The organism is Haloferax sp. DFSO52 (genome assembly GCF_048158745.1).
Lineage (GTDB): Archaea > Halobacteriota > Halobacteria > Halobacteriales > Haloferacaceae > Haloferax.
On record NZ_JBLOPB010000004.1, the window covers coordinates 133,161 to 155,495 of the forward strand.

General features: G+C 57.6%; 24 protein-coding genes. 10 read left to right on the forward strand and 14 right to left on the reverse strand.

The annotated features are described in order from the left end of the window. Positions 1 to 37: 37 nt before the first annotated feature. Both paaK and ACK3SC_RS17995 read left to right on the forward strand, forming a co-directional pair. Positions 38 to 1,330 (forward strand): phenylacetate--CoA ligase PaaK, encoded by a 1,293-nt coding sequence (gene paaK, locus ACK3SC_RS17990; RefSeq protein WP_416841626.1) that lies wholly within the window; start codon positions 38 to 40, stop codon positions 1,328 to 1,330. Positions 1,331 to 1,452: 122 nt separating this feature from the next. Continuing rightward, entirely contained in the window at positions 1,453 to 1,839 is a 387-nt protein-coding gene (locus tag ACK3SC_RS17995) for a PaaI family thioesterase (RefSeq protein ID WP_416841627.1), read from the forward strand. Positions 1,840 to 1,923: 84 nt separating this feature from the next. On the opposite strand, the gene paaE is transcribed toward ACK3SC_RS17995, so the two are convergent. From paaE to paaA, 5 genes are read right to left on the reverse strand one after another with little or no spacing between them, the layout of a single operon-like run. Next, positions 1,924 to 2,094 (reverse strand): 1,2-phenylacetyl-CoA epoxidase subunit PaaE, encoded by a 171-nt coding sequence (gene paaE, locus ACK3SC_RS18000; RefSeq protein ID WP_416841628.1) that lies wholly within the window; start codon positions 2,092 to 2,094, stop codon positions 1,924 to 1,926. 2 nt (positions 2,095 to 2,096) lie between these two features. After that, positions 2,097 to 2,522 (reverse strand): 1,2-phenylacetyl-CoA epoxidase subunit PaaD, encoded by a 426-nt coding sequence (gene paaD, locus ACK3SC_RS18005; protein ID WP_416841629.1) that lies wholly within the window; start codon positions 2,520 to 2,522, stop codon positions 2,097 to 2,099. Further along, a complete protein-coding gene (gene paaC, locus ACK3SC_RS18010) occupies positions 2,515 to 3,387 on the reverse strand; it encodes a 1,2-phenylacetyl-CoA epoxidase subunit PaaC (protein ID WP_416841630.1) in 873 nt (290 codons plus the stop codon). The genes paaD and paaC overlap by 8 nt, the downstream gene beginning before the upstream one ends. Beyond that, on the reverse strand, positions 3,387 to 3,716 hold the full coding sequence (gene paaB / locus ACK3SC_RS18015) for a 1,2-phenylacetyl-CoA epoxidase subunit PaaB (protein WP_416841631.1): 330 nt from the start codon (positions 3,714 to 3,716) through the stop codon (positions 3,387 to 3,389). Before paaB ends, paaC begins: the two co-directional genes overlap by 1 nt. Positions 3,717 to 3,729: 13 nt before the next feature. Beyond that, the gene (paaA, locus tag ACK3SC_RS18020) at positions 3,730 to 4,677 is read right to left on the reverse strand and encodes a 1,2-phenylacetyl-CoA epoxidase subunit PaaA (protein WP_416841632.1); all 948 of its coding nucleotides are present in this window, start codon (positions 4,675 to 4,677) and stop codon (positions 3,730 to 3,732) included. A 103-nt stretch (positions 4,678 to 4,780) separates the two neighbouring features. On the opposite strand from paaA, the gene ACK3SC_RS18025 reads away from it, so the two are divergent. After that, positions 4,781 to 5,419 (forward strand): helix-turn-helix domain-containing protein, encoded by a 639-nt coding sequence (locus ACK3SC_RS18025; protein WP_416841633.1) that lies wholly within the window; start codon positions 4,781 to 4,783, stop codon positions 5,417 to 5,419. A gap of 55 nt (positions 5,420 to 5,474) precedes the next feature. Beyond that, positions 5,475 to 6,239: an enoyl-CoA hydratase/isomerase family protein gene (locus ACK3SC_RS18030; RefSeq protein ID WP_416841634.1), complete on the forward strand. Its 765-nt coding sequence runs from the start codon at positions 5,475 to 5,477 to the stop codon at positions 6,237 to 6,239. Between the two features lie 104 nt (positions 6,240 to 6,343). On the opposite strand, the gene ACK3SC_RS18035 is transcribed toward ACK3SC_RS18030, so the two are convergent. The 3 genes from ACK3SC_RS18035 to ACK3SC_RS18045 all read right to left on the reverse strand — a co-directional run bounded on the left by ACK3SC_RS18035 (position 6,344) and on the right by ACK3SC_RS18045 (position 8,839). Next, on the reverse strand, positions 6,344 to 7,219 hold the full coding sequence (locus ACK3SC_RS18035; protein WP_416841635.1) for an amidohydrolase family protein: 876 nt from the start codon (positions 7,217 to 7,219) through the stop codon (positions 6,344 to 6,346). Positions 7,220 to 7,276: 57 nt separating this feature from the next. Beyond that, entirely contained in the window at positions 7,277 to 7,873 is a 597-nt protein-coding gene (locus ACK3SC_RS18040) for a hypothetical protein (protein WP_416841636.1), read from the reverse strand. A gap of 360 nt (positions 7,874 to 8,233) precedes the next feature. Next, complete coding sequence (locus ACK3SC_RS18045; RefSeq protein WP_416841637.1) at positions 8,234 to 8,839, reverse strand: class I SAM-dependent methyltransferase; 606 nt, start codon at positions 8,837 to 8,839, stop codon at positions 8,234 to 8,236. 127 nt (positions 8,840 to 8,966) lie between these two features. Between ACK3SC_RS18045 and ACK3SC_RS18050 the strand changes: the two genes are divergently transcribed. The 3 genes from ACK3SC_RS18050 to ACK3SC_RS18060 all read left to right on the forward strand — a co-directional run bounded on the left by ACK3SC_RS18050 (position 8,967) and on the right by ACK3SC_RS18060 (position 10,975). After that, a complete protein-coding gene (locus ACK3SC_RS18050; protein WP_416841638.1) occupies positions 8,967 to 9,335 on the forward strand; it encodes a rhodanese-like domain-containing protein in 369 nt (122 codons plus the stop codon). Positions 9,336 to 9,442: 107 nt separating this feature from the next. Next, positions 9,443 to 9,910 (forward strand): FKBP-type peptidyl-prolyl cis-trans isomerase, encoded by a 468-nt coding sequence (locus tag ACK3SC_RS18055; RefSeq protein WP_416841639.1) that lies wholly within the window; start codon positions 9,443 to 9,445, stop codon positions 9,908 to 9,910. A 183-nt stretch (positions 9,911 to 10,093) separates the two neighbouring features. Then, on the forward strand, positions 10,094 to 10,975 hold the full coding sequence (locus ACK3SC_RS18060) for a universal stress protein (RefSeq protein ID WP_416841640.1): 882 nt from the start codon (positions 10,094 to 10,096) through the stop codon (positions 10,973 to 10,975). A 12-nt stretch (positions 10,976 to 10,987) separates the two neighbouring features. On the opposite strand, the gene ACK3SC_RS18065 is transcribed toward ACK3SC_RS18060, so the two are convergent. Then, positions 10,988 to 11,683: a cob(I)yrinic acid a,c-diamide adenosyltransferase gene (locus ACK3SC_RS18065; protein ID WP_416841641.1), complete on the reverse strand. Its 696-nt coding sequence runs from the start codon at positions 11,681 to 11,683 to the stop codon at positions 10,988 to 10,990. 179 nt (positions 11,684 to 11,862) lie between these two features. Here ACK3SC_RS18065 and ACK3SC_RS18070 point away from each other — a divergent pair, with 179 nt between their 5' ends. Beyond that, positions 11,863 to 12,432: a hypothetical protein gene (locus ACK3SC_RS18070; RefSeq protein ID WP_416841642.1), complete on the forward strand. Its 570-nt coding sequence runs from the start codon at positions 11,863 to 11,865 to the stop codon at positions 12,430 to 12,432. 111 nt (positions 12,433 to 12,543) lie between these two features. Here the strand turns inward: ACK3SC_RS18070 and ACK3SC_RS18075 are convergent, their stop codons facing one another. From ACK3SC_RS18075 to ACK3SC_RS18090, 4 genes are all read right to left on the reverse strand, one after another. Next, positions 12,544 to 14,130 (reverse strand): ABC1 kinase family protein, encoded by a 1,587-nt coding sequence (locus tag ACK3SC_RS18075; protein WP_416841643.1) that lies wholly within the window; start codon positions 14,128 to 14,130, stop codon positions 12,544 to 12,546. A 62-nt stretch (positions 14,131 to 14,192) separates the two neighbouring features. Then, the gene (locus ACK3SC_RS18080; RefSeq protein ID WP_416841644.1) at positions 14,193 to 15,557 is read right to left on the reverse strand and encodes a TIGR00341 family protein; all 1,365 of its coding nucleotides are present in this window, start codon (positions 15,555 to 15,557) and stop codon (positions 14,193 to 14,195) included. Between the two features lie 619 nt (positions 15,558 to 16,176). After that, on the reverse strand, positions 16,177 to 17,418 hold the full coding sequence (locus tag ACK3SC_RS18085; protein ID WP_416841645.1) for an AI-2E family transporter: 1,242 nt from the start codon (positions 17,416 to 17,418) through the stop codon (positions 16,177 to 16,179). A gap of 73 nt (positions 17,419 to 17,491) precedes the next feature. Next, positions 17,492 to 17,956 (reverse strand): DUF1269 domain-containing protein, encoded by a 465-nt coding sequence (locus ACK3SC_RS18090; RefSeq protein ID WP_416841730.1) that lies wholly within the window; start codon positions 17,954 to 17,956, stop codon positions 17,492 to 17,494. A 430-nt stretch (positions 17,957 to 18,386) separates the two neighbouring features. Here ACK3SC_RS18090 and ACK3SC_RS18095 point away from each other — a divergent pair, with 430 nt between their 5' ends. Further along, positions 18,387 to 18,962, forward strand: a complete 576-nt coding sequence (locus tag ACK3SC_RS18095; protein ID WP_416841646.1) for an HdeD family acid-resistance protein — start codon at positions 18,387 to 18,389, stop codon at positions 18,960 to 18,962. A gap of 116 nt (positions 18,963 to 19,078) precedes the next feature. Here ACK3SC_RS18095 and ACK3SC_RS18100 read toward each other — a convergent pair whose 3' ends face one another. Beyond that, the gene (locus tag ACK3SC_RS18100) at positions 19,079 to 20,380 is read right to left on the reverse strand and encodes an antibiotic ABC transporter permease (RefSeq protein WP_416841647.1); all 1,302 of its coding nucleotides are present in this window, start codon (positions 20,378 to 20,380) and stop codon (positions 19,079 to 19,081) included. Positions 20,381 to 20,625: 245 nt separating this feature from the next. Between ACK3SC_RS18100 and ACK3SC_RS18105 the strand changes: the two genes are divergently transcribed. Beyond that, positions 20,626 to 22,254, forward strand: coding sequence for an alkaline phosphatase family protein (locus tag ACK3SC_RS18105; RefSeq protein WP_416841648.1), 1,629 nt, complete (start codon positions 20,626 to 20,628; stop codon positions 22,252 to 22,254). Positions 22,255 to 22,335 lie beyond the last annotated feature (81 nt).

The following is a 22,335-nucleotide window of genomic DNA, read 5'->3' on the forward strand; positions in this document are numbered from 1 at the left end:
GATACTGTTTTGTGAACGTACGGAGGACAACTAAACGATGGGTGTCAGTGACGATACCGACGTGACGCGTCTTCCGAGAGCGGAGCTGCGGCGGATACAGGACGAACGAGTGCGGGAGGTCGTCAAATACGCGTACGAGAACGTGGAGTTCTACGAACGAGCGCTCGACGACGCGGGCGTCCACCCAGACGACGTGACAGGGGTCGACGACCTCACTTTGCTCCCATTTACGACGAAAGAGGACTTCCGCGACAACTACCCGACCGGGATGTTCGCCGTCGAGATGGAAGACGTGATTCGTATCCATGCGTCGTCGGGGACCACCGGCAAGCCGAAAATCGTCGGCTACACTCGTGACGACCTCGACGTATGGCGCGAGGTGATGATGCGTGGCTTCCGTGGTGCAGGGTTGACCGCTGCTGACACCCTGCAGAACGCCTACAGTTACGGGCTTTTCACTGGAGGGTTCGGGTTCCACGACGGTGCCACCGAACTGGGCATGACAGTCGTCCCTACCGGCGGTGGCAACACCCAAAGACAGGTCGAGATGCTCGCCGACCTCGGCAGCGACGCTATCTGCCTCACCCCGTCGTACGCGCTCTACCTCGCAGAAGTCGCCGAAGACATGGGGTACGACCCTGCCGACCTCCCGCTCTCGACGGTTCTCTACGGGGCTGAACCGTGCACGGAACCGATGCGAACGGAGATAGAACGGCGATTCGACGCGACAGCAGTCGAGAACTACGGCCTCTCGGAGATAATCGGGCCGGGTGTCGCAGTCGAGTGTCTGGAACAGACGGGGATGCACATCTGGGAAGACCACTTCTACCCAGAGGTAATCAACCCCGAGACAGGAAAACGGGTAGCCGAGGGCGAAGAGGGCGAACTCGTGTTGACGACACTCACGAAGCAGGCACTTCCAGTGCTTCGGTACCGTACCGGTGACCTGACGACGCTCGACTACGGGACGTGTGACTGCGGTCGGACTGTCGTCCGAATGGACTCGGTCACGGGGCGAGCAGACGACTTACTCATCGTTCGTGGGGTGAACTTCTACCCGAGCGAAGTCGAGTCGGTCGTTCTCGAATTCGAGGAGGTCGCCCCGTACTACCGAATCGACCTCCGACGCGAAGGCACGCTCGACCGCCTCGACCTGACGGTCGAACTCACGGACGACTTCGACGGGTCGCGAGCGGAACTCGAAGGCCGGATTCGGAAGCGACTCTCGAACGTCCTCTCGTTTACTCCCGATGGGGTGGAACTCGTCGCACCCGGCAGCATCGAACGTACGAAGGTCGGGAAAGTACAGCGAGTCTACGACCACCGATGATGGTCCGTCTTCGAGATTCGGTGATGACCCGTCTTCGAGATTCGATGCCGATGCACCGCTCAGTCGACCTGACGGTGCGTTGTCGGCGAAACCAACTTAACACACACCAGAGATAGACAACCATGGATATCGAGGAATTCTTCGAGAGCATGCCCTTCGCACAGTTACTCGGTGTCGAGATTACCGACGCAGAAGACGGACACGCGGCGGGATACATCGAGATGCGCGAGGACCTGTCGTGGAACGCTGACCGGGTGATGGCCCACGGCGGCGTTACGTTCACACTCGCAGATACGGTCGGCGGCGCGGCACTCGTGAGTCGCGTCGACCAGCCGGTTCCGACTATCGACATGCGAATCGACTACCTGAGTGCGGGAACGGGTGACCTCCGCGCTGAGGCGGACGTGGTCCGGCTCGGCGGCGATGTCGGAACCGTCGACGTAGACGTGTATGCGACGGAGGACGACACGCTCATCGCAACCGCCAGAGGCGTCTACAAGACTGGGTAAGTAGTCACGGAAAATCAGCGGAGACAGTTCGGTTCAGCGAAGGGCGGTAGAAGACTAGCGGGGATTACCAGAAGACAGCGGGTATTACCCGAACTTCTCGAACGGTTCTTGACAGTCGTGACAGAAGTGCATCGACCGGCAGAGCGACGGTCCTTTCGGGTGTTCGCGGTCGGTGTTGGTTCCATCACAGTACGGACACTGTGCGCCTTCCGTCTCGCCCGTCGTCGTGACGCTGGGGTCAGAGAATCGTCGCATGGTCACACACTCAGGCCGAATTCGCGGAGGTCTTCGCGGCCCTGTTCAGTCACCATCGCAGTGGTCCATGCCGGACTCCATACGAGGTTGATGAGCACGTCTTCGATGCCCTCGACTGCAGTGACGGCCTCGCGGATGTCGTCTTGCATCATACTCCGCGCTGGACACCCAGTGTACGTGAGCGTCATGTCGATTCGTGCCTCTCCTGTCTCCGGTTCGACCCCGACAGCGTAAATGAGACCCAGATCGACGATGCTGATCGGCATCTCGGGGTCTTCGACCGTGTAGAGCGCGTCCCAGACTGCTCGCTCGATACCGACTGCACCGTCGCCGGTGGCCGGGAGTTCGTCGTGGGGCGTGCCCTCGGTGTAGTCTGTGTGGGCGCAGTACTGCGCGTCGGTCGGGTCGGGGTCGAATTCACTACTCATCGTCTGGGTCCTTCATAATCTTCGCCGCCGAGTGGCGGCCGAGTTCACGGTAACTCGTCGTGAACTCGTCGAAGAGGTCGAACCAATCGTCGGTGTGCGACTGGTCACGACCGGTCTCCTCGGGCAGGTCGAAGTCCGCGTGGTGGACGTCGTACTGTTCGGGTAGTTGTGCTTCTTCGACGTGGAGGCCGACTGATTCCAGCGTCGGGACGACTTCGTCCAGCCACGCTTCGCGCATCGAGAGGAGGTTCTCGGTCCGGAGGCCGAGTTCGTCGATGCGTTCTTCCATCGCTTCGTCGGTGGGCGAAAACAGCGTCAGCGCGTACGGGAGGAGTCTGTCCACGGCGTCCTGCATCCGTGCACGCGAGTCGTCGTCTTCACAGAGGCGTTCGAGCCAACTGCGGGCGTGTTCGCGGTGGTATCGCTCTTCGGCGAGGACTTTCTCGACGCGGTCGGCCAGACGCGGGTACGACGACCCTTCGAGCGCCTTCACGCGGACGAACTCGGCTTCGTCGTAGAGGTACGACCGAACGACGAGGTCCGCCCAGTCACCCTCTTCGAAGGGGAGTTCACAGAGCGTGCTGTGACGCCATTCTGATGGGTCACGTTCCCAGATGAGGTCTGGTTCGTCGTAGCCGAAGTCTTCGAGGAGGTCGTACCACAGACGCGCGTGGCCGAGTTCGTCCTGTGCGATGTTCGCGACAGCGATGTCGGACTCGATAGTCGGGGCGCGGACCTGCCACTCAGTGTAGCGTTCTGCGATGACGAACTCGTCGTCAGCCAATCGGTAGAGGAGCGTCTCGATCGCCTCGCGCTGTTCGTCAGAGAGTTCGGATGGGCCGGGGAGTTGTTGTGCTGCTGCCATCAGTCGTCACCGTCCACGACGGCCTTTCGCTGTTGTTCGGCCTTTGCCTGTTCGTCTTCGGACGCAGCGACTTCTTCGGCCGCGGCCTCGAAGTTGTACGTCATCGCCCAGCGGTACGACTTGTCAGTCGTGCCGCCGAAGGAAACGTCCTCGGTGTCGACCTCGCCGATTTCGTCTTTCGGGACGACCCACAGACTGTTCGTGGGCATCCGTCGTGCGTGCTGTACTTCTGCGAAGAGCAACGCCATCTCCCTGTCGGGTGCGTGGACGTTGCCGCAGTGGGTGTGGTAGTCGCCTGCTTTCTTTTGTCGGAAAACTTCCCAAATCATCGAATCACTCCGTTTAGTCCGCCGCCTGCGGTGCGCCGCTGCCACCGTACAGTCGGTGTTCGTGGCTATCCATCGATTCACGGACCCAGGCGACCGCCTCCTGGGCCTTCTTCCGGGCGTCGATCTGTCCGAGACCGGGTTCGTACTCGTTCTTCGCAATCTGGAAGAACTCGTCCCAGTCGAGTTCGTCTTCAGCGACGTTGTACGTCCCGTCGTCGTTCTTCGTGATGGTCGGCGTGTCCGGAATCTCGAGTCCGTACTTCTCCGCCTTCGGGATGTAACTGTTGAGGAATGCGCGACGGAGTTCGTCGTTGGACATCTTCTTCAGACCGACTTCACTTGCGAATCCGTGGTGGGTCGATTGTTTGTCGGTCGGACCGAAGAACTGGATGATACGCGGCCACCACTTCTCGAAAGCCGCTTGCGTCATCTCCTGTTCTCGCTTCGAACCGTTCATCAGTTCGTGGAGCATCGCCTCACCGTGCTTGACGTGGAATCCCTCCTCAAAACAGACCTTGTCCATCGCATGGGCGTAGGGTTCCCACGACGTACTCTTCAGCGTCGCCTGCCGGCGCATCGCCGCACCGTCGACGAAGAAGGCAATCATCGGCGTCTCCACCCACGAGTCCATCGGGTAGTGGAAGCAGTTCAGGAACTTTCCTTGCCCGTTGGCGAGTTCGTCGAGCATCTCTTCGCGGGTCTTGATGCCGAGACTCTCGGCGGCACGGTAGAGCAACTGACCGTGGCCGAGTTCGTCCTGTACTTTCGCGGAGAACGCCAGCTTTCGTTCGAGACTCGGGGCCTGGCGGATGAACGGGCGTTCGAGGTACGCGCCCATGATTTCACTGTTCGCGTGGAACTGAATCATCCGAGTTGCGGCCTTTCGGTACTCCTCAGGCATCTCGTCTTTCGGGGAGAACTCTCGTGGTCCCGCCCGTTCTTTGACAGTTTCGAGGTCCATCGGTATACACAGAACTATCACGGTTAACCACTTACGAATTGGCCCGTCTATAGGCGGGGTTTTTATACTCTCCTTGTGTAAGAATCACAGAGATGATGTGGGAATGATAGATGAGTGTCTGGTTGCAGAGTTCCGCATCGATGGCGACGACTGTCCACTCGCCAGAGCAACGAAGCTCGTCCCGGTCACAATCGATGCGAGCCCACCACAGCTCAGAGCCGACGGCAACGTGCTCCTATACTTTTCGACACCGCCAGACGACCGTCTCCCGTCGACGCTCGATGCCGACGAGGATATCCGATATCTGCACGTCACCAGGAACGACGACGCGTACACCTATCGATGTCTCTCGAAACATCCGTGTGTGGTCCACGAACTCGTCGACGTCGGATTTCTCGTCGAATCGATGCAGTACGACGACGGAGGAGCGACGATGCGTGGTGCTGTCGTCGGAAACGACGTGCTCCGTGGTGTCATGGAGAAAGCGGGACAGACCGTCGGGATTCAACTGCAACGAGTCTATCCACTTCGAGCGGACGAAGAGTCGTCTATCGGGCGAGTCTGGAACCTGACGCCGGCACAAGAAGAGAGTCTTCACGTCGCCTACGAGATGGGCTACTTCGAACTTCCCCGGACGATTACGGCCGTCGACGTCGCCGAGGAACTCGACATCAGCAAGTCTGCGTTTCTCGAACGTCTCCGTCGGGCACAACAATCGCTGTTCGGGACGCTCTACGGGTAAGTGTCACCCCCGGCCGACGGCGAGGCTATTTATCTCGGCTCCGTGTAGCGAACGTATGCGAATCGAAGACGAAAATGGGGTCAGGACTGTCGCGTTCGACCGTCCCGAGGTGAAGAACGCCTTCACTGCCGACGTCGCTCGGGAACTCTCTGCTGCGCTGGAAGCGGTCACGGCCGAATCTCACGATGCAGTCGTTCTGACTGGAGACGGCGACGCCTTCAGTGCAGGCGGTGATATCGACGCGATGGCCGAACGAGACGAAACAGCACGTGAAGCGTATCAACGCGTCCGTGGCACGCTCGGCCGGGTCGCGGAGGCGATTCTCACCGCTCCCGTCCCCGTCGTCGCGCGCGTCAACGGTGACGCTGTTGGTGCCGGAATGTCCGTCGTCGCCGCCTGTGACTTCGCATACGCTACCACCGACGCGCGATTCGCAGCGTCGTTCATCAACGTCGGGCTAGTCCCCGACGCCGGTGCGACGGTGACGCTTCCCGAACTGGTCGGCCTCCGGGCAGCGAAAGAGTTGGCGTTCACCGGGAAACTCATCTCGGCCGAACGTGCCGCCGAACTCGGACTCGTCAACGATGTCGTCGAAGCGGACGAACTCGACACCGTCGTCGACGAGATGGTGGAGACGCTCACTTCCCGGCCTACAGAGACGCTCGCGCTGGCGAAAGAAGCGATTCACGCCAACCTCGGACGCCCGTGGCGAGACGGACTCGAACGTGAAGCGCAAGCGCAGACACTCGCGTACGACACTGCCGCCCACGAAGAAGGAGTCTCGGCATTCTTGGAGAAGCGCCGACCGAACTTCGACTGATAGGGGTTATCGTAGCCAGCTGGAGGTCTGGTGTCAATCAGTTGACCGCGGTATTCGATTCAGACGACCTCGAATCTACGAACAGCTACGATAAGCCCTATGACTCAGTCCAGTCCGAGGAAGCGTTCAGCATTCTCCCAGAGAATCTTCCGCTTAACTTCGTCAGGGGCGTCGAAGTGGTCGTCGAACGATTCGAACCACCGTTCCGGACGAATCATCGGGTAGTCGGTGCCGAACATCACTTTGTCTTGCAACACCGTCTTGGCGTAGTGGAGTACCTGGTCGTCAATGTACTTCGGGAGCCATCCCGAGAAATCCATGTAGACGTTCCCTTTCTGCTGGCAGATGGCGAGTTGTTCTTTCTCCCACGGGAATGCCGGGTGTGCGATGAGGATTTTCAGGTCGGGATGTTCCGCGGCCACGTCGTCGATGAGCATCGGGTTTCCGTACTTGATTTTCAGCCCCCGACCACCGGGTGACCCGGCACCGAGCGTCGAGTTGCCACCGTGGAAGATGACGGGGACGCCGAGGGCTTCGATGGTGTCGAAGAGGTCGGTGTGAACGTCGTCGCTCGGGTCGAATCCCTGTGCAATTTGTTGGAATTTGAAGCCCGAGAGACCAAGGTCGTCGACACACCGAACCGCCTCCTCGACGCAGTCGTCTTTCAGTGGGTCGACACTTCCGAATCCGATGAAGAACTCTGGGTGCTCGTCGCGAACTTCTGCCACGTAGTCGTTCGGAACAGGCGGGTTTCCGGTGTTCGTTTCGGCGTCCCATCCAAGAAGGATGGCTTTCCCAATACCCCACTCGTGGTACTCTTCTATCATCTCCTCGTAGTCCCACGTCTGGATATCGGTACCGAATTTGGTTGCCGCATCTTGCATCATCTCCCCGCCAGCGTCCTGGAGGAACTCCGCCGTCGGTTGATGTGCGTGTGTGTCGATTATTCGTGGCTCGTCGAGCGAATCCCTCATACTCATCCCTGATAGATTGGCTCGGTTCGACAAAAACCCCAAGGCAGGGTCAGTGTACCCGTCTCAGTTACTGGCGACTTCTTCGACGACCTCGTGCACGAGTTCGACCATCCATTCGTGGTCTTCGATGGCCTGCCGCAACGTGTTGGTGTATCCAACGCTATCGCACGACTCGTACTGGTAGGTCGCTCTCCAGAGAACCTCCTGTGACTCTGTAACGACCGATGCGGATTCCCACGACGGGCCTGGCTGTCCGTTCGAGAGATAGTCGTCGAGTCGTTCTCTGAGCGTCGACTGTATCTGTTCTGGAGGCGTGGTTCCGGACGCGCCGTCCGTTACGAGTGGAAAGCACAGTTCGAACTCGAATTCTCCATGTTCGAACCGTTCGTGTGTTGGATAATGTCGAAAGTGAGGGTCGTACCCCTGCACTCGAATCGTACTCCACACGTCGGGCGCGACACGGCCCCAGGAACTTCCAACGTGTCCGGGGACCCAGTTGATTTCCGCCGTTTCGGGAGGTGCCGAGACGAGGGCATCCGCCCACTCGTACTGGAGAATCCGGTCGACATAGTCGGGTGCGACGCGTCTCGGCGGTTCTTCGATTGCCCCTGGTTGCTCTGAATGTGTCCGTTTTGGACCACCACTGTTCTCGTTCCCCATAGTAATCATAACAACGTAGAAACAGATAAAGCTGCTAGACAAACATCAATCTGTGAGTGTCAGTATTTCAGACACGACTGTACTGATACTGAATCGGCCAAGAAACCCGGTCATCTGTATCCGATATTGTTAATCTCAATATACAATAATACCCATCTAGTTTGATAATCACTTTGATTGATATGACGCGCGCCACTCTCGGATAAATCGATGAAAATACGCCTATATTACGTGTTACAGCCAGATAGTGTTCTGCATCCTATCACGCATAAAATTAAACTACTTACCTATTCTGATGATTTATTAACTTCTGTCATGCTTTATGACAGAGTTAGATACAACAAATTCTGTGGCGAAACGTCACTCTAACTGGCGTTCAGGATACGACTGCGTGCTTCCATGCGTGTTCCGGGCGAGAACCGTCGCCGTCGCCGAAACCCGGTCGTCACGTTGTTCGGTCGATTCGTCGTAGTAGAGGACCGTCAGGTCCAGACACGCTCGAAGAAGTTCGTTCGACTGGAACCTGTACCGGTTCGTGCTCGGTCCGACCAACGCAGGCGACGTCGATTGAAGGTGGTGCTGATAGAACAGAACCCCGCCCGGGGCGAGTGCCTCTTTGATGTCGCCCAACCGGTCGAGTGTTCGGAAGAAACTGATGGTGATTACGTCGTACGTGCTCTCTGGAAACTCGAACTCTGTCGCATCTGCTCGGACCGTCTGTACCCGGTCACCAACGCCGAGTTCGTCTGCTCGACTGTCGATGATGTCGAGTCCGACCGCTGATTGGTCGAGCGCATCGACATCGTACCCCTCGTTTGCGAGAAACAGTGTATTTCTGCCAGTGCCTGCGGCCACGTCCAGCGCACGGCCGGTTGGGAACGTGTCTACGTACGACCGTAACACCGGCGATGGCTCTGGGTCGGTCGGATACTCACCTTCGCGAAATCGCTCGTCCCACTTGTCCATGCGGCCCGTACGGACCCCTCCCTGTTCAACGTACGCGGTGGTTCCCACTTCCCTGAATCTACCAGCGCACTCCGATCGTGTCGTCGAAGCACCAGCGCTTTGCGTGTTGCCCCGTTCGGTACGAACGATGGGGAAGATTCGACCAGACGAACTCGACGCCCGGTTGGACGACGAGACGGAACCGTTCGTCCTCGATATTCGACCAGCAGACCACTATCGACGAAACGCTCTCGATGGCAGTTTCAACGCACCTGTGTACGACGACGTTCGGTCTGGAGACGAGGAGTCGCTCCGACAATACTTCGACCAAATCCCGCGTGACAAAGAGGTCGTGGTCGTCTGCAAGATGGGTATCGTCGCGAAACGCGCGACCAAGGTTCTCCGGTCAGAAGGCTACGAAGCGACGACGCTCGCCGGCGGAATGAGTGGGTGGAAAGGGTATCAAAATGGCTCACTCAGCTACAGGATTCGCGCTCTTCTCTGGCGTCTGTTCTGAGAGAGCACCCCCACAGGACGACGGTGACTCGTCGGTGGTGCCGGGGCCAGCATTCACCCGACAGGGCAATACTGTCTTTTATCCGTGTCCAGCAGAGAGGTTCGACCATGGCAATCGAAACTGGAGACGCTGTTTCGCTCGAATACGTCGGAAAGCTCACAGACGGCACGATCTTCGACACGTCCCGACCGGACGTCGCCGAAGAGGCAGGCCTCGCCGAAGCACAACCCGACCGAGAGTACGAACCGCTCACCGTCGAAGTGGGAGCGGGGACGGTCATCGAAGGACTCGACGAAGCGCTCGTCGGAATGGAGGTCGGTGACGAAGAGGCCATCGAGATTCCGCCAGAAAAGGCATACGGCGAACCATCCGAAGACCGAATCCGCGAGCACGACACCGAACAACTCCGCGACATCCTCGGCGACGACCCAGAAGAGGGCATGTACGTTCAGACCCAGCAAGGTGGGCTCGGAGAAATCGTCCACGCGGACGACGAGGTCGTGCGTATCGACTTCAACCACGAACTCGCCGGCAAGACGCTCGTCTTCGATATCGAAATCGTCGACGCAAACTAAGCGCAATCACCACTGGCCGGGATTTTTTAACGGACAGACGCCATCACTTCCAGGTTCGCGAGAGACGTACAGCAACAAGCCTGTTCGAGTCATTCGTCCTTCTCTTGTGCCAGAATCGGCTCTCGTGACTGGGCACCTCCCGTGGCGAAAGTTCTTACCCAAATCCGAACGAACATGTAACCAATGTACGAGAAAATCTTGTTCCCAATCGACGAGGCCACCGAGTCGAGTGCGATACTCCACCACGTGAGTGAAATTGCTCACTGGGCGGACGGGACAGTCCAACTCCTGTTCGTGGCAAACACCGCTCGAGATAGTGTCACGCTGGTCGACGATACCGTCGTCGACGCGCTCGTCAATCAAGGCGAACTCGTCGTGAACGAAGCGGGGAAAACACTCGAATCACTTGGCGTCGACTTTGGGACCGACGTCGTGCAGGGAAATCCTGCCCCGACGATAGCGGAATATGCCGAGCAGTACGACTACGACCTCATCGTACTGCCGACGCACGCCCGACAGGGGCTGTCGAGACGTATCCTCGGAAGTATCACAGAGAAAGTTGTTCGCCTCTCATCGCGGCCTGTTCTGACTGCTCGATTAACGGATACTGACCGGTTGACCTATCCATACGAACGAATCCTCGTTCCAACCGATGGGAGCCTCTCAGCAAAGCGTGCGGCCGAACACGGTATCCAACTCGCAGCGGCGACAGACGCGACGGTGCACGTCCTCGGTGTCGTCGACGATTCGGCACTCGGTCCAGACGTGCGCTCGATGCTCTCCGGGAGTGAGTACGAACAGGCAGTGTCCACTGGCATCGAAACTGTCACCTCGCTCGCTGAAGAACACGGTGTTTCGGATGTCGTCGAACACCTCGAACACGGGAAACCGAGCGAGCAAATCCTCGAAACCGTCGAGGACAACGACATCGATGCCGTCGTGATGGGGACCACCGGAAAGAGTGGTGTCGACCGAATACTCCTCGGAAGCGTCGCAGCGAAGACGGTCAGAACTGCACCCGTTCCAGTGATTACAGTCGGTCCAGGACAGGACGCGTCCGAGTAGCGTCAGTTCGCGCTAGTACTCAGTTCCTTTTCGTGCGCGCTGGCCACGCTCGATTGGGTGTTTCACCTTTCGGACGTTGGTAACGAGGTCGGCCACGTCGTGGAGATACGTCGGGTCGTCGTGGCTTCCGGTCAAGACGAGTTCGAGATGGTCAGGTTTCCGCTCGACGAGGTCGACGACCGCGGATTCGTCGAGGAGACCCATCGAAACAGCGTATAGTATCTCGTCGAGGATGAGGACGTGTACGCCGTATTCTGGGTTGCCATCGAGTGCAAGGGGTGACGTGAGGTCGGCCGCAGTCGCCCCATCAAGCAGTTCGGTCGCCCGTTCCATGCCTGCAGCGACCTGTTCGACGTGGTCGTCCTCTCGACTCCCGTCGGCCATCCCGGCCCATCCGTAGTGACCAAGATTCTCGAACGAGAACCCTGGCATCGCCGCGATCGCGTTGTACTCGCCGCGAACTGCTTCGACGGAGTCTGCACCACCTTTCATGAACTGGAGCATGTGGACACGAAAGCCGTGTCCTGCAGCACGGAACCCCATTCCGATGGCGGCGGTTGTCTTCCCCTTTCCATCGCCCCACCACACTTGGACGAGTCCAAACTCGGTGGGTGCGGCAGGTTCGATTTCCGCCGCCTCGGGACGTACACCACGACCTGGCGTGTTTTTCCGGACGGACTCCGAGTCGAACGAGTTTCCATCTGTCATCGACTCGGTCCCGGTTTGTTCGCGGTGGTCTTCAGACGCATGATCACACCTTCATCTTCGGAACCAAAGTAGTATTGGGTTGGGTAGATTCCGGCCGTTCGTCAGCGCGGTACGACGTCAGTGAATGGTCTGTCAATATCTATATTATTGTGCTCGGAGAATTATACCGAAGGACACGCGTGACGGACCAACACCCAGACTCAGGTATCAAAACAGTAGAACGTGTGATTAGGTGTGGCATCGGTTTCGTATTTATCTTGGGTATACGCCGTCGAAATCCGGGCGCAGTTGCCAACGCCGTCTTCTCACTCGCAGGGACGTATCTCCCCGACGTGCTCGAACGCGTCTTCGGCGTCACGTTCAGGCCGTGGCAACGAATCTACGTCGAAACCGCGATGCTCACACACTCAGTGGGGATGCTGGGCCCATACGACGACGTCTGGTGGTGGGACCATCTCACCCATACACACTCTGCGTCTGTCGTCGGCGGCGTCGTCCACGTTCTCTCTGAGCGCTATGGTTGGAATCCACGCCCACGAGTCGTTGGAGTAATCATGTTTGTCGGCATCGTCTGGGAACTCATCGAGTACGGTATCCACTTCGCCGCTGAACGCCTTGGAATAGAACCAATTCTCGTCCAGTATGGGACCGAGGATACGGTATACGACCTTCTATTCAACCTCGTCGGTGCACTTCTCGTCGTCGCCTTCGGCGACCGGATGTTACAGAACTTCACCCGTGAACGCTGATAGCACGCTCACAGCGGACGGCCAACTCGTCGTTCGCAGATAGCACTCACAGTCTCACCGGAACAGCGGGACTGGTCCATCGGCGAAGAGATACCTGTTTTGCTAGGGAGTTCAAACGTTCGTCCGGGCGTTGTGGAGTGCGACCAAGAACAAGAGCGTCATGAATGCCGCGATGCCCCACCCGATTGCGCCCGCCGTCGGGTGAATGTTGGTCAATATCGCAGAGCCGATGACCCACGACGCAGTTATCAGCGCGTACGCCAGTGCGCGACCGATTGCTGTGAGCGGTTGTTCTAACTGCATTCCCTCGATTTGGAGGTTCCCGTCGAGAACCATGTCGAGCACGCGCTCTAGTTTCTCCGGAACACGTACTGTCGAGCGAATCGATGTCGTTGCGTCGTCACCAACTCCTTTGAACCACGCCTCTGCACCGCGTCGTCGGTAGCCATGTTCGACGAGAAATTCTTGTGCCGCGGAGAGAAAGTCGAAATTCGGGTCTAACTGTCGGAGGACGCCCTCGCTGACGGTCCCGACTCGGATAACGAGCATGAGATCTGGCGGAATTCGGAACGGGAACGAGTGGAGAATTTCGTTCACTTCGATTATGAGTGCCCGCCAATCTGAGAGGCCAGTCCCCTCTAAATCTCGAATTGCCAGCTCCAGCACTTTCTTCATCGACGGCCTATCGACGTCGCTGTCGAGGACACCAAGGTCGATGAGAACGTCGATGATATCTTCGGTGTCACGTGCTGCTGCAGCGAGATACAGGCGGACGATTGCATCTTGCATCTCCGGGGTGAACCGTCCCGACATCCCGAAGTCGTAGAAGACGATTCGACCCCTGTCGTCGACACCGAGGTTTCCGGGGTGCGGGTCGCCGTGGAAGACGCCGTCGATGATACCCATCTTGAAGTAGGCGTCAGCGATGTCGTGCGCGATTGCGACCGGGTCGTAGCCAGTCGCCAGCAGTGCATCCATATCGCTGATTTTTGTACTCTCGACGAACTCCATCGTGAGTACTCGCTCGGAGCAGGCCGAGGGGTACTGTTCGGGAATCTTCACACCGGGTTCGTCTGCGAAGTTTTCTCGTGTCTCGGTCATCACCCGGCCCTCGCGGACGAAGTCGAGTTCCTGTTTGATGACGCGCTCGAAGTCGTCTGCGAGGTTCCGAAGCGAGAAGTGGTGGCGTTCCGGAGCAATCGTGATGACGACCGGGAGGAGTCGACGAACGACCCTGAGGTCGGTATCGATTACGTCGACGACGTTCGGCCGGCGAACTTTCACCGCGACTCGGTTCCCCCGATACTGTGCCTCGTGAACCTGAGCGAGCGACCCACCGGCGAGTGCCTCAGGCTCGAACCAGTCGAATGCATCCATTCCAACGTCCGCTTCGACGATACGCTCGATTTCCTCGAACGCCCCGGGCGGAACGGTGTCCTGGAGCGTACTCAACTCCTTCCCGTAGACCTGTGGAACGATGTCCGGCCGTGTCGAGAGTACCTGACCGATTTTGATGAACGTCGGTCCGAGGTCCACCATCGTGTCCCGTAACCGCTGGGCACGTCGCTGATGCTGTTCGGTAGATACTGTTCGGGAGCGCCCGAACAGAATGAACCGATGCCGGTCACGAAGCCCCGCAACGAAGAAAGGGAAAAAAGCGAGTGCAATCTGAACGAGACGGCGGGGATACTGGAGCATTCGGTTCCTCGTGTCAGTTGTACAACTTCAATGGGCAAAAAGGAGACGCAGCGAGACAGTGCCTAGACGGGAACTACGTGAGGTCCAGCAGCTATCGCAGGTGCAATCGATGGCCATCCAAGCGGTGGATTTGGCTCTTCTTGCTCCGAAAGTTGCGCCTCGACGAACCCAACGCGTACGTACACGTCACGGCCGAGTGATTCCGTTAGTTCGTCGTCCCATCGCTGGGCGAGGTCCGGTGGGATTTCTTGATTACGAGGAACGGCAACGAGAACGTTGACCTCCGGTTCGTTCCCAAGAAGGATATCTACTGGTTTGTAATCGACGGTGACACTGACGAGTGCGACACCGGGGATGTTGGCTTCGTCGAACCGCTGTTGGAGGTCGTTTTGCACCTCGCGTTCGAACGACTGCGTCTGGAACGTCGTGAAGGTGACCGCGCCGAGGACGATAGAGAGAACGGCGATTCCGACTGCGATGATGGCGATACGAGTGAACAGTGAGGATTTGACCCCTTCGTATTTACCGGCATCGAGCGGTTTGAACCCGGATATATAAAAGAGGACGAGCGCGGACAGGTTGATTGCGAGGAGGTTGACGAGGACGAGCACCGCTGCAGCGACTGCAACACCGGGCAGTCCAAACGCGAGTCCAAGTCCAGAGGTTGCTGCCGGCGGAACGAGTGCTACTGCGATTGCGACTCCAACGAGTGTCGAGCCTGAACCCCGCATGATACTGATACTCCCTGCAAGCCCAGAACCAAGCGCTAAAAACAGCGACAAGAAGTTAGGGTTCGTCCGTTCTGCGACTTGGGGAATCGACGTGATGTCGAGTTGCGGTGGGATGAGAATCGTTTGTTGAAGAAGTAATCCCATGATTGCGGCCGTCGCGATGGCAGCAAGGAGCCCAGTTACCTGAAGCGTAACTCCGCGACGGGTCATCTGCTGGTCGTTGAGAATCGTGCCGACACTCGCAGAGATGGCAGGGCCCATCAGTGGTGCAACGACCATCGCGCCGATGATGGTCGCCGCAGAGTCGAGCAAGAGTCCTGTTGTAGCGATGATGGTACTCAAAATCAAAAATGCGAAGAACGTCGAGTTCGCCGGTGCGAGGTCCTGGGCCCGTGCGTACAGTTCTTCACGAGAGATGCGAAGTCCAGGGAACCGCTCGACCAGCGCAGAAATCCGTTGTGAGACGACCGTCTCTGTCGGAAGAACGATGGTATACGTGTCTTCTTGAATCCCCGCTTCAGTCAGTTTGTCCATCACCGTTTCGACCCCACTTGGTGGGACAGGGAACTGCACCATCGCCTCGAAATCACCCCGCCCGACTTCGTTGAACACAGCATAGTCTATTTCTTGTTCATCGAGGGCAGAGAGTACGCTCTCGCGTGTACCATCTGGTATCAATACCTGAACTAGACGCATGCGATACATACAACTCCTGAGATAATAAACGTGGGAGACTGGTGACACAAAATGAGTCGGGGAAACCAGAGTACTGAGACTCACGATTGGGTCACACGGTACGCCAAAAACACCCGACTGGCCATCCATCGCGACGAGTACGACCACAGCATTCACCAATACAGTACGTACCAATTACAGTGATACACGTGTAATCCCGAACGTCACAGACGAGAATCATTCACTCTATTTGTCAGTTATGGGAAACACTGTGACTCAGACGTCTCAGGAAAACGATGTTCCGTTTGAGTAATGAGTTCCCGGGGTGACAGTCAGTTTCGAATATCGATCATAATCTCGTGGTCCTGCCCTTCGGTAGTCCGGTGGCCACAGAACGGACAGTATTCGTAGTAATGAGCACCCGCTTTGATACTGTACCCTTCTGTCCGGTCGCATTGGATACGCGTCTCGGTACGGGGGGAGTTCGGGGGTGCTTGTCTTGACATTGTTGACCTGTGGTACCGAACCCCACAAATACCTATTTGTGTGTTGTTTGTATGCGTGATTCGTTGACACCACGTCCCCCGAGTAGTCCACTTCGACAGGAGTCTACGTGCCAGGTTCAGTTCGGCGCGTGGACTTAGTCGGAGGCGACTGACCCATCTTGGTCGTCGTCGGGTCCCCGCTGTCGGTTCGTATCCACGTCGGCGTCACCGGTGTCTCCCATCTGCTCTTCAGTAGTCGTCTCGGTGTCGTCGTCTCCGCTCGGTGCTTCGCCAGACGTCGGCGTACCACTGACGAGAGACGGGACCACGTGTCGGGCACACTCGACGACGACGATGAGCAAGAGCGGCCCCAAGAAGACACCGTACCACCCGAAGAGAAGTGGCCCGAGTGTGTACGCGAGCATGACTGCGCCCACGTGGAGTGAGCGTCCCGAGACGTATGGTCGAAGAACCTGGTCTGGGAGGGTATCGACGACGACGACGGAGACGATGGCGAAGAGGATGACGAACCAGAGTGTCGATGGGTCCGTGAGGAGGGCCTCGGCCAGCAGAATCACCCCGAGCGGAACCCACACGATTTTGATACCGATGACTGGGACGAGACTCCCGACACCAGTCAACAGACCGAATAGCGCCGGTTCGGGGATACGAACCGCCTCTGGAGCGACGAGGTTGAGGAGACTGTACGTCACTGCACCGAGTGCCCCCGTGAGTATCGCGTTGAGGATGTTTCCGAAGTATACCTGTGTGAGGTCACGGTCCACGGCTTCGAGGAACGACTCGATGGTACTCCCGTCTCTGATAACCGTCGAACGCCCCCACGCTGCGATTCGGTAGTCGTCGCGGAGCAGGAAGAACACGACGATGAGTGCGATAAACATGTGGAGGCCCGCATTGACCACCACTGCGAGTGAGCCAGAGACCGTATCTACGAGGCCCAACAGACTCTGTCCGAAACCGTTGGACAACAACCCACTGGGGTCGACGAGGAGTTCACGGGCCGTCGATTGAGTGAAGATGATGATATCTGATATCTCCGGAAGCGTGTCGATTCCGGGAATCGGCTGGGCCGTCAGGTCAGCTCCGAGGAGGTCACGAATCCCTCGAATCGCGACGGTAATCGTCCACGCGACGAGAAACAGCACTGGGATTGCGATGATCACGAGTGCTAGCGTCACAGACGCCGTCCGAGAGGGAACTCGATGACTGATACGCGCGTGAACAGGTCGTGTCACGTAGTAGAGGAACAATCCGAGTACGAACGTCCCGATGTAGCGCCACGTGACGAACACGACGAGGGCAAAGATCACGAGCGTGAGCGCCCAGAGTCCCGCGCGCTCGCGGGAGAGTCGCACGTCTACGACGCGGTCTGTCATCTCGTACACCGCTTAGGGGGTATGGTGCTCACGGTTGGAAAATTCTGTGTAAAAACGGAGTGGTACGACGCTCTCAGGCCGCTGTGGGCTCCTGACCGAACGCTTCGCGGAGCTGGTCTTCTTGCTCTGGCGAGAGGTTCGTCTGGAGGACTTTGGGTGCGAACCGTTCCATGTCCTCGACGACGCGTTCACCCTGGGCTTCACGAACGAGCAGGAACAGAGCCGAGTGCCCGGGTTGGATGGTGTCGCCGACCTCTTTGATGAAGTCGTCGTCGATACCGTAATCAGCAAACTTCCCGGACAGCGCACCAGTCACGGCACCGACTGCCATTCCTAGCCACGGTGCCAAGAACAAGAGGCCGATGAGCATTCCCCAGAACGCTCCTCCGAGTGCGCCAGTCCCGACGAGACTCGTCGCCTGGTCGACTTTCACTTTCCCGTTCGGTTTCCGGACGACGATGGCAGCGTCGTCCAGTGTAATCAACTCCTGTTTTTGGAGGTTGTACAACTCGTCACGAGCCTCCTTCGCACCTTCCATCGTCTCGAATGCGAGGACTATCAAACTGCTCATAGCGACTTCTACATCTACTTGAAGATTCATTAACATTTTTTACGTGTTTCGTGAATATCGTCGGAGGGGAACTATCTCGGAAAAAGAACCGATTGGAAGACACAACCCGTGTTGTTCCAGACGGGCCAGCGGTTCGAGAATATGTCACTCAAGACGACAACTGAACCCTTCGGAGGCGAAAGCGACAGAATTCGACCGAGCCAGTACCCGATTCGAGTGAGAAACCCCATGACTGAATGACGTTCATCTTGCTAGACAGTACCGTCGCCCCGGACAGTTTCGTACGCATGATTATACGGAAGATAGTACAAATTGTTTATTCTCTCATACATCCATTCAGAATGTTGGAATGAGTTCTCCATCAACAGATACCGGAATGGCCAGCCAATCAGAAGCAATGTCGGATTCCCTCCAAACTAACTGGCGGTGGTTAGCAATTGCAGGCGTCATCATCGGAGTCATCGGGCTCATAGCAATCTTCACACCGTTCGTTACCGGAATCTCGATATCGCTCCTCGTCGGTCTCTTCCTCATCGCATCGGGGGTACTCAACTTCATCGGCGTCTTCTCAGCGAGAAGTTGGGGCGGTGCAATCTGGCAGATCCTCCTCGGCGGCATCAGCATCGGTGCAGGTGTCATCCTCTTCGTCAACCCAGTGGCCGGTCTCGCGACGCTGACGCTTCTCGTCATCGCCTACCTGCTCGTTAGTGGTGTGGTCGAAATCGCGATGGGGCTGAGCCTTCGCGGTGAACCAAACTGGTTCTTCGCCGTCGTCAGTGGGGCCATCGGTGTCCTTCTGGCCGTCATGCTCTGGGCAGGGTTCCCATCGAGTGCAGCGTGGGCAATCGGCCTCCTGTTCGGTGTCAACCTCCTCGTGAGCGGGAGCTCGATGGTGATTTTCGCCTACAGCGCACGGAAAGTCTCCAAAGCGATGGAGATGGAACAGGGTACAGACGTTGGTGGCGCTGCCTGAATACCACCGCTCTCCCTTCCAGAATGAGTCCGCGAGTCGTCCCCTGAGCGGCAGGCGGACGTGATGGGCAAAATGTGTCGTTTCAGGAACGTGGCGTAAAATCCAGATAAACGATGTTATCGAGACGGTCTGGGTTCAGTCATAGAATTTTCTACGTCGAGGTCGGTGCCACGTTCGCGAGCGACTGCGAGGAGGTACTCAGACATCGCGTACGCCATCCACGCCTGGGCCCACCGCATCAGCGTCGTTCGAACGGTGAAGAACCTGTGTTTTCTGTAGTAGAACCGGCCGTTTCCAGCGTACAAGTTTTCGAGCGTCCAGCGAAGGATTCGACCAGCGGTTTCGAGATCATCGGCGGCGCTAAACACAGCGATTGCGGTCGCCGCCGCGTGAATGTCTCGTGGGTACGACTTCGACTCGTCCCAGTTCGGTGCACCGTCAGCGTCGAACAACGTCGTCCGGTAGAACTCCAGTCCACGTTCGATTGTCTCGTCGAACCGTGAAGATCCAGTGACCGTTCTGTAGCGGAGGAACCCATCGAGGACGAACCCGTTGTGGTGGTTGTCCATCGAGAGGTGCGAACTCGACGCTGGAACCCGATAGGTCCAGCCGCCGATATCTGCCTGGTGAGCAGCGATGAAGTCGAGAATCGCAGTCGCTCGTTCTAAATCAGCCTCGTCGCCGAAGTGTGCGTACAGGTCGACGAAGAGTCGGGCCCCAAGTGCACCCGAGTTGAGCGTGTAATACGTATCCGGGTGGTTCATGTGGTAGTTGATTTTCGCGCCACCGTCCACCTCACGGTAGTTCAGGTCTTCGACGGCGAAATCGGATGCAGTCCGAGCAATCGGTGCATAAATTGGGTCGTACGGGGACGCTTCGAGAAGCGCCTTCACGGCATACGACGTCGATACGACGTCCGGGTCGTTGGGAACTCCTTTCTTTTCGAGATGCTGAATCTCGTGTTTGTGACCGCCGCAGAACCCGTGATAACCGATGCTTCGGTTGTCGACCAGCCAATCGGCTAGCTGCCGGGCCTCTGAGAGGTAATCGACGGTACTCACCTCGCCTCTCGCGTCCAGATAGTGATGATAGTTCAGATTCGCAATCGTGAACAGTGCAGTCCCCTTGTAGTTTCGTCGTTGCTCGACGAGGAACAGTGGTCGAACGTTTATCGGCGGGCGCTTGACCAACTCCTGGACGACGAGGTTCACCCACTTGTTTTCGAATGGGAGTGCCTGCAGGAGCCGACTGCTCATTCCGTCCCCGTAATCCCACCCGGTGTAATCGCGTTTTCTCGCATATTCGAGCGTCTCAGCGAGTATTGTAGAGAGCGGTTGACCGTCGAACTCGAGCGGCGGGTGTGACTCGCTGTTCGACGTTCGGACAGCAGGTGAAAGAAGTGGACCATTCTGCGACATACTACTGTGTGGACAAACAGAGTTTGATGGCTTTGTTACGAGTCCCCTACGCGAGGAACCTGGTCATCGTATCGATGTTATTGCGTTCATACGACTGACCGACAGCGCCACCTGAGTTGGTTTTCCCCTCGGTTTCTGGGTACGGAAGGCATGTCTCGAATTCGAACCGAAAGACGCTGTTAAGCGACACCGGCATCCGGCTAAGTCCGCGTATAACAAAACGCTCTACTCACGACGGTTCCAGTATGACTGAAGACCGGACGGGAGAGATGAACACGTTGCTCGTTGGCCTCGATGCGGCGTGCCTCCCGATTTTACAACCTCTCTTCGACGACGGAGCGTTACCAACGCTCCACAGAATATTTTCATCTGGTGTCTCTGCGTCTCTCGAATCACAGATACCGCCGTGGACGGCCAGTGCGTGGCCATCGCTCTATACGGGAATGAACCCCGGGAAACACGGTGTGTTCGACTTCTTGACGTTCGACGGCTACGAATGGACCGTCATCAACGGAAGCCACATCCGTGAGCGGACGCTGTGGGAACTACTCGACTACCACGGATACTCGAGTGTCGTCGTCAACACACCGGTGACCCACCCCTGCCGGTCGTTCGATGGGGCGCTTATTCCGGGATACACCGCACCGGAGAATCCGAAATGCCATCCCGTCGGAATCCTCGACGATGTCCGTGCGGCAATCGGCGAGTACCAAATCTATCCCAGAGACCCATCACCGGAGGACCCAACAGCGAGTGAACGTTACTGTGAACTCATTCGAATGCGCGGGGCGGCGTTTAAGTACCTCGTCGACCGGTTCGACCCAGACTTCGGGTTCATCCAGTTCCAGCAGACGGACACCGTCTTCCACGAGCGACCAGGTGACCTCGACTCGGTCAGAGACATCTACGTCGAAGTGGACAGGCAACTCGAATCGATTCTGGATGCGTACCAGCCACGGAACGTGCTCGTCGTGAGTGACCACGGAATCGGAGAGTACAACGGCTACGACTTCCGCGTCAACGAATATCTCCGCCAACACGGATTCGTCAAGACCGTCAACGGTGGCAAAGGGATGCCGACGTGGGCGACGGTGCGAGATTCGAAGCTCATGGCGGGTATCGAGTCGGAATCAGTCGAGCCGACCATGGCCGCCAAGGTGATGCAACTCGTTGCTCGGACTGGGCTCACGAGTCAGCGTCTCGGCACTGTCATTCGCAAACTCGGTCTCGAAGAGTTCGTCACGAGCCGAATCAGCGCAGAGATCATCAGCGCCGGAACCCAGCAGGTGGATTTCGAACGGTCGCTCGCATACATGCGCTCGCGAACCGAACTTGGCATCAGAATCAATCTCCAGGGGCGAGAACCAAACGGTGTCGTCTCCGAAGCAGAGTTCGAGTCGGTACAGCAGGCGCTCATCAACCTGTTCAGGAGTGCGACCGACCCCGACGGAACGCCGGTGTTCGACGAGGTTGCACCACGGGACGTGTACTTCTATGGTCCCCGAAGCGACGATGCAGTCGACATCGTGCTCGTCCCACGTGACTTCGACCATTTCCTCTCTGCGATGCTTGCCGACGAGATATTCGACGACCCAACCGAACCGTGGAACCACAAACTCCACGGTATCGTCGCCGCGATCGGGGAAAACATCGACACCGAGGTGACGCTCGAAAACGCGCACCTCTTCGACATCGCACCGACCGTCCTCGCGACGTTCGGCCTCGAAGCAGACACGCAGATGGATGGGTCCGCACTCCCCTTCGTCGAGTCAGTCGGGACGATGGCGTACCCACCGTTAGACGCAGCAGAGATTAGCAAGACAACCGACAGCCACGTCGAAGAGCGTCTTGCGAACCTCGGCTACATCGAGTAGCTACACTCGGCATCACTCGAATACGTCAGCAGTCGGATTTTTTATATCGTACTCTATTTTCGCTGAGCGGCCGGGTTCAGT

What these genes read in the sequence shown, in the direction of transcription:
- paaK (WP_416841626.1), top strand. Translation starts at nt 38, where the DNA reads ATGGGTGTCAGTGACGATACCGACGTGACGCGTCTTCCGAGAGCGGAG.
- ACK3SC_RS17995 (WP_416841627.1), top strand. Translation starts at nt 1,453, where the DNA reads ATGGATATCGAGGAATTCTTCGAGAGCATGCCCTTCGCACAGTTACTC.
- paaE (WP_416841628.1), bottom strand. Translation starts at nt 2,094, where the DNA reads ATGCGACGATTCTCTGACCCCAGCGTCACGACGACGGGCGAGACGGAA.
- paaD (WP_416841629.1), bottom strand. Translation starts at nt 2,522, where the DNA reads ATGAGTAGTGAATTCGACCCCGACCCGACCGACGCGCAGTACTGCGCC.
- paaC (WP_416841630.1), bottom strand. Translation starts at nt 3,387, where the DNA reads ATGGCAGCAGCACAACAACTCCCCGGCCCATCCGAACTCTCTGACGAA.
- paaB (WP_416841631.1), bottom strand. Translation starts at nt 3,716, where the DNA reads ATGATTTGGGAAGTTTTCCGACAAAAGAAAGCAGGCGACTACCACACC.
- paaA (WP_416841632.1), bottom strand. Translation starts at nt 4,677, where the DNA reads ATGGACCTCGAAACTGTCAAAGAACGGGCGGGACCACGAGAGTTCTCC.
- ACK3SC_RS18025 (WP_416841633.1), top strand. Translation starts at nt 4,781, where the DNA reads ATGATAGATGAGTGTCTGGTTGCAGAGTTCCGCATCGATGGCGACGAC.
- ACK3SC_RS18030 (WP_416841634.1), top strand. Translation starts at nt 5,475, where the DNA reads ATGCGAATCGAAGACGAAAATGGGGTCAGGACTGTCGCGTTCGACCGT.
- ACK3SC_RS18035 (WP_416841635.1), bottom strand. Translation starts at nt 7,219, where the DNA reads ATGAGTATGAGGGATTCGCTCGACGAGCCACGAATAATCGACACACAC.
- ACK3SC_RS18040 (WP_416841636.1), bottom strand. Translation starts at nt 7,873, where the DNA reads ATGGGGAACGAGAACAGTGGTGGTCCAAAACGGACACATTCAGAGCAA.
- ACK3SC_RS18045 (WP_416841637.1), bottom strand. Translation starts at nt 8,839, where the DNA reads ATGGACAAGTGGGACGAGCGATTTCGCGAAGGTGAGTATCCGACCGAC.
- ACK3SC_RS18050 (WP_416841638.1), top strand. Translation starts at nt 8,967, where the DNA reads ATGGGGAAGATTCGACCAGACGAACTCGACGCCCGGTTGGACGACGAG.
- ACK3SC_RS18055 (WP_416841639.1), top strand. Translation starts at nt 9,443, where the DNA reads ATGGCAATCGAAACTGGAGACGCTGTTTCGCTCGAATACGTCGGAAAG.
- ACK3SC_RS18060 (WP_416841640.1), top strand. Translation starts at nt 10,094, where the DNA reads ATGTACGAGAAAATCTTGTTCCCAATCGACGAGGCCACCGAGTCGAGT.
- ACK3SC_RS18065 (WP_416841641.1), bottom strand. Translation starts at nt 11,683, where the DNA reads ATGACAGATGGAAACTCGTTCGACTCGGAGTCCGTCCGGAAAAACACG.
- ACK3SC_RS18075 (WP_416841643.1), bottom strand. Translation starts at nt 14,130, where the DNA reads ATGCTCCAGTATCCCCGCCGTCTCGTTCAGATTGCACTCGCTTTTTTC.
- ACK3SC_RS18080 (WP_416841644.1), bottom strand. Translation starts at nt 15,557, where the DNA reads ATGCGTCTAGTTCAGGTATTGATACCAGATGGTACACGCGAGAGCGTA.
- ACK3SC_RS18085 (WP_416841645.1), bottom strand. Translation starts at nt 17,418, where the DNA reads ATGACAGACCGCGTCGTAGACGTGCGACTCTCCCGCGAGCGCGCGGGA.
- ACK3SC_RS18090 (WP_416841730.1), bottom strand. Translation starts at nt 17,956, where the DNA reads ATGGAAGGTGCGAAGGAGGCTCGTGACGAGTTGTACAACCTCCAAAAA.
- ACK3SC_RS18095 (WP_416841646.1), top strand. Translation starts at nt 18,387, where the DNA reads ATGTCGGATTCCCTCCAAACTAACTGGCGGTGGTTAGCAATTGCAGGC.
- ACK3SC_RS18100 (WP_416841647.1), bottom strand. Translation starts at nt 20,380, where the DNA reads ATGTCGCAGAATGGTCCACTTCTTTCACCTGCTGTCCGAACGTCGAAC.
- ACK3SC_RS18105 (WP_416841648.1), top strand. Translation starts at nt 20,626, where the DNA reads ATGACTGAAGACCGGACGGGAGAGATGAACACGTTGCTCGTTGGCCTC.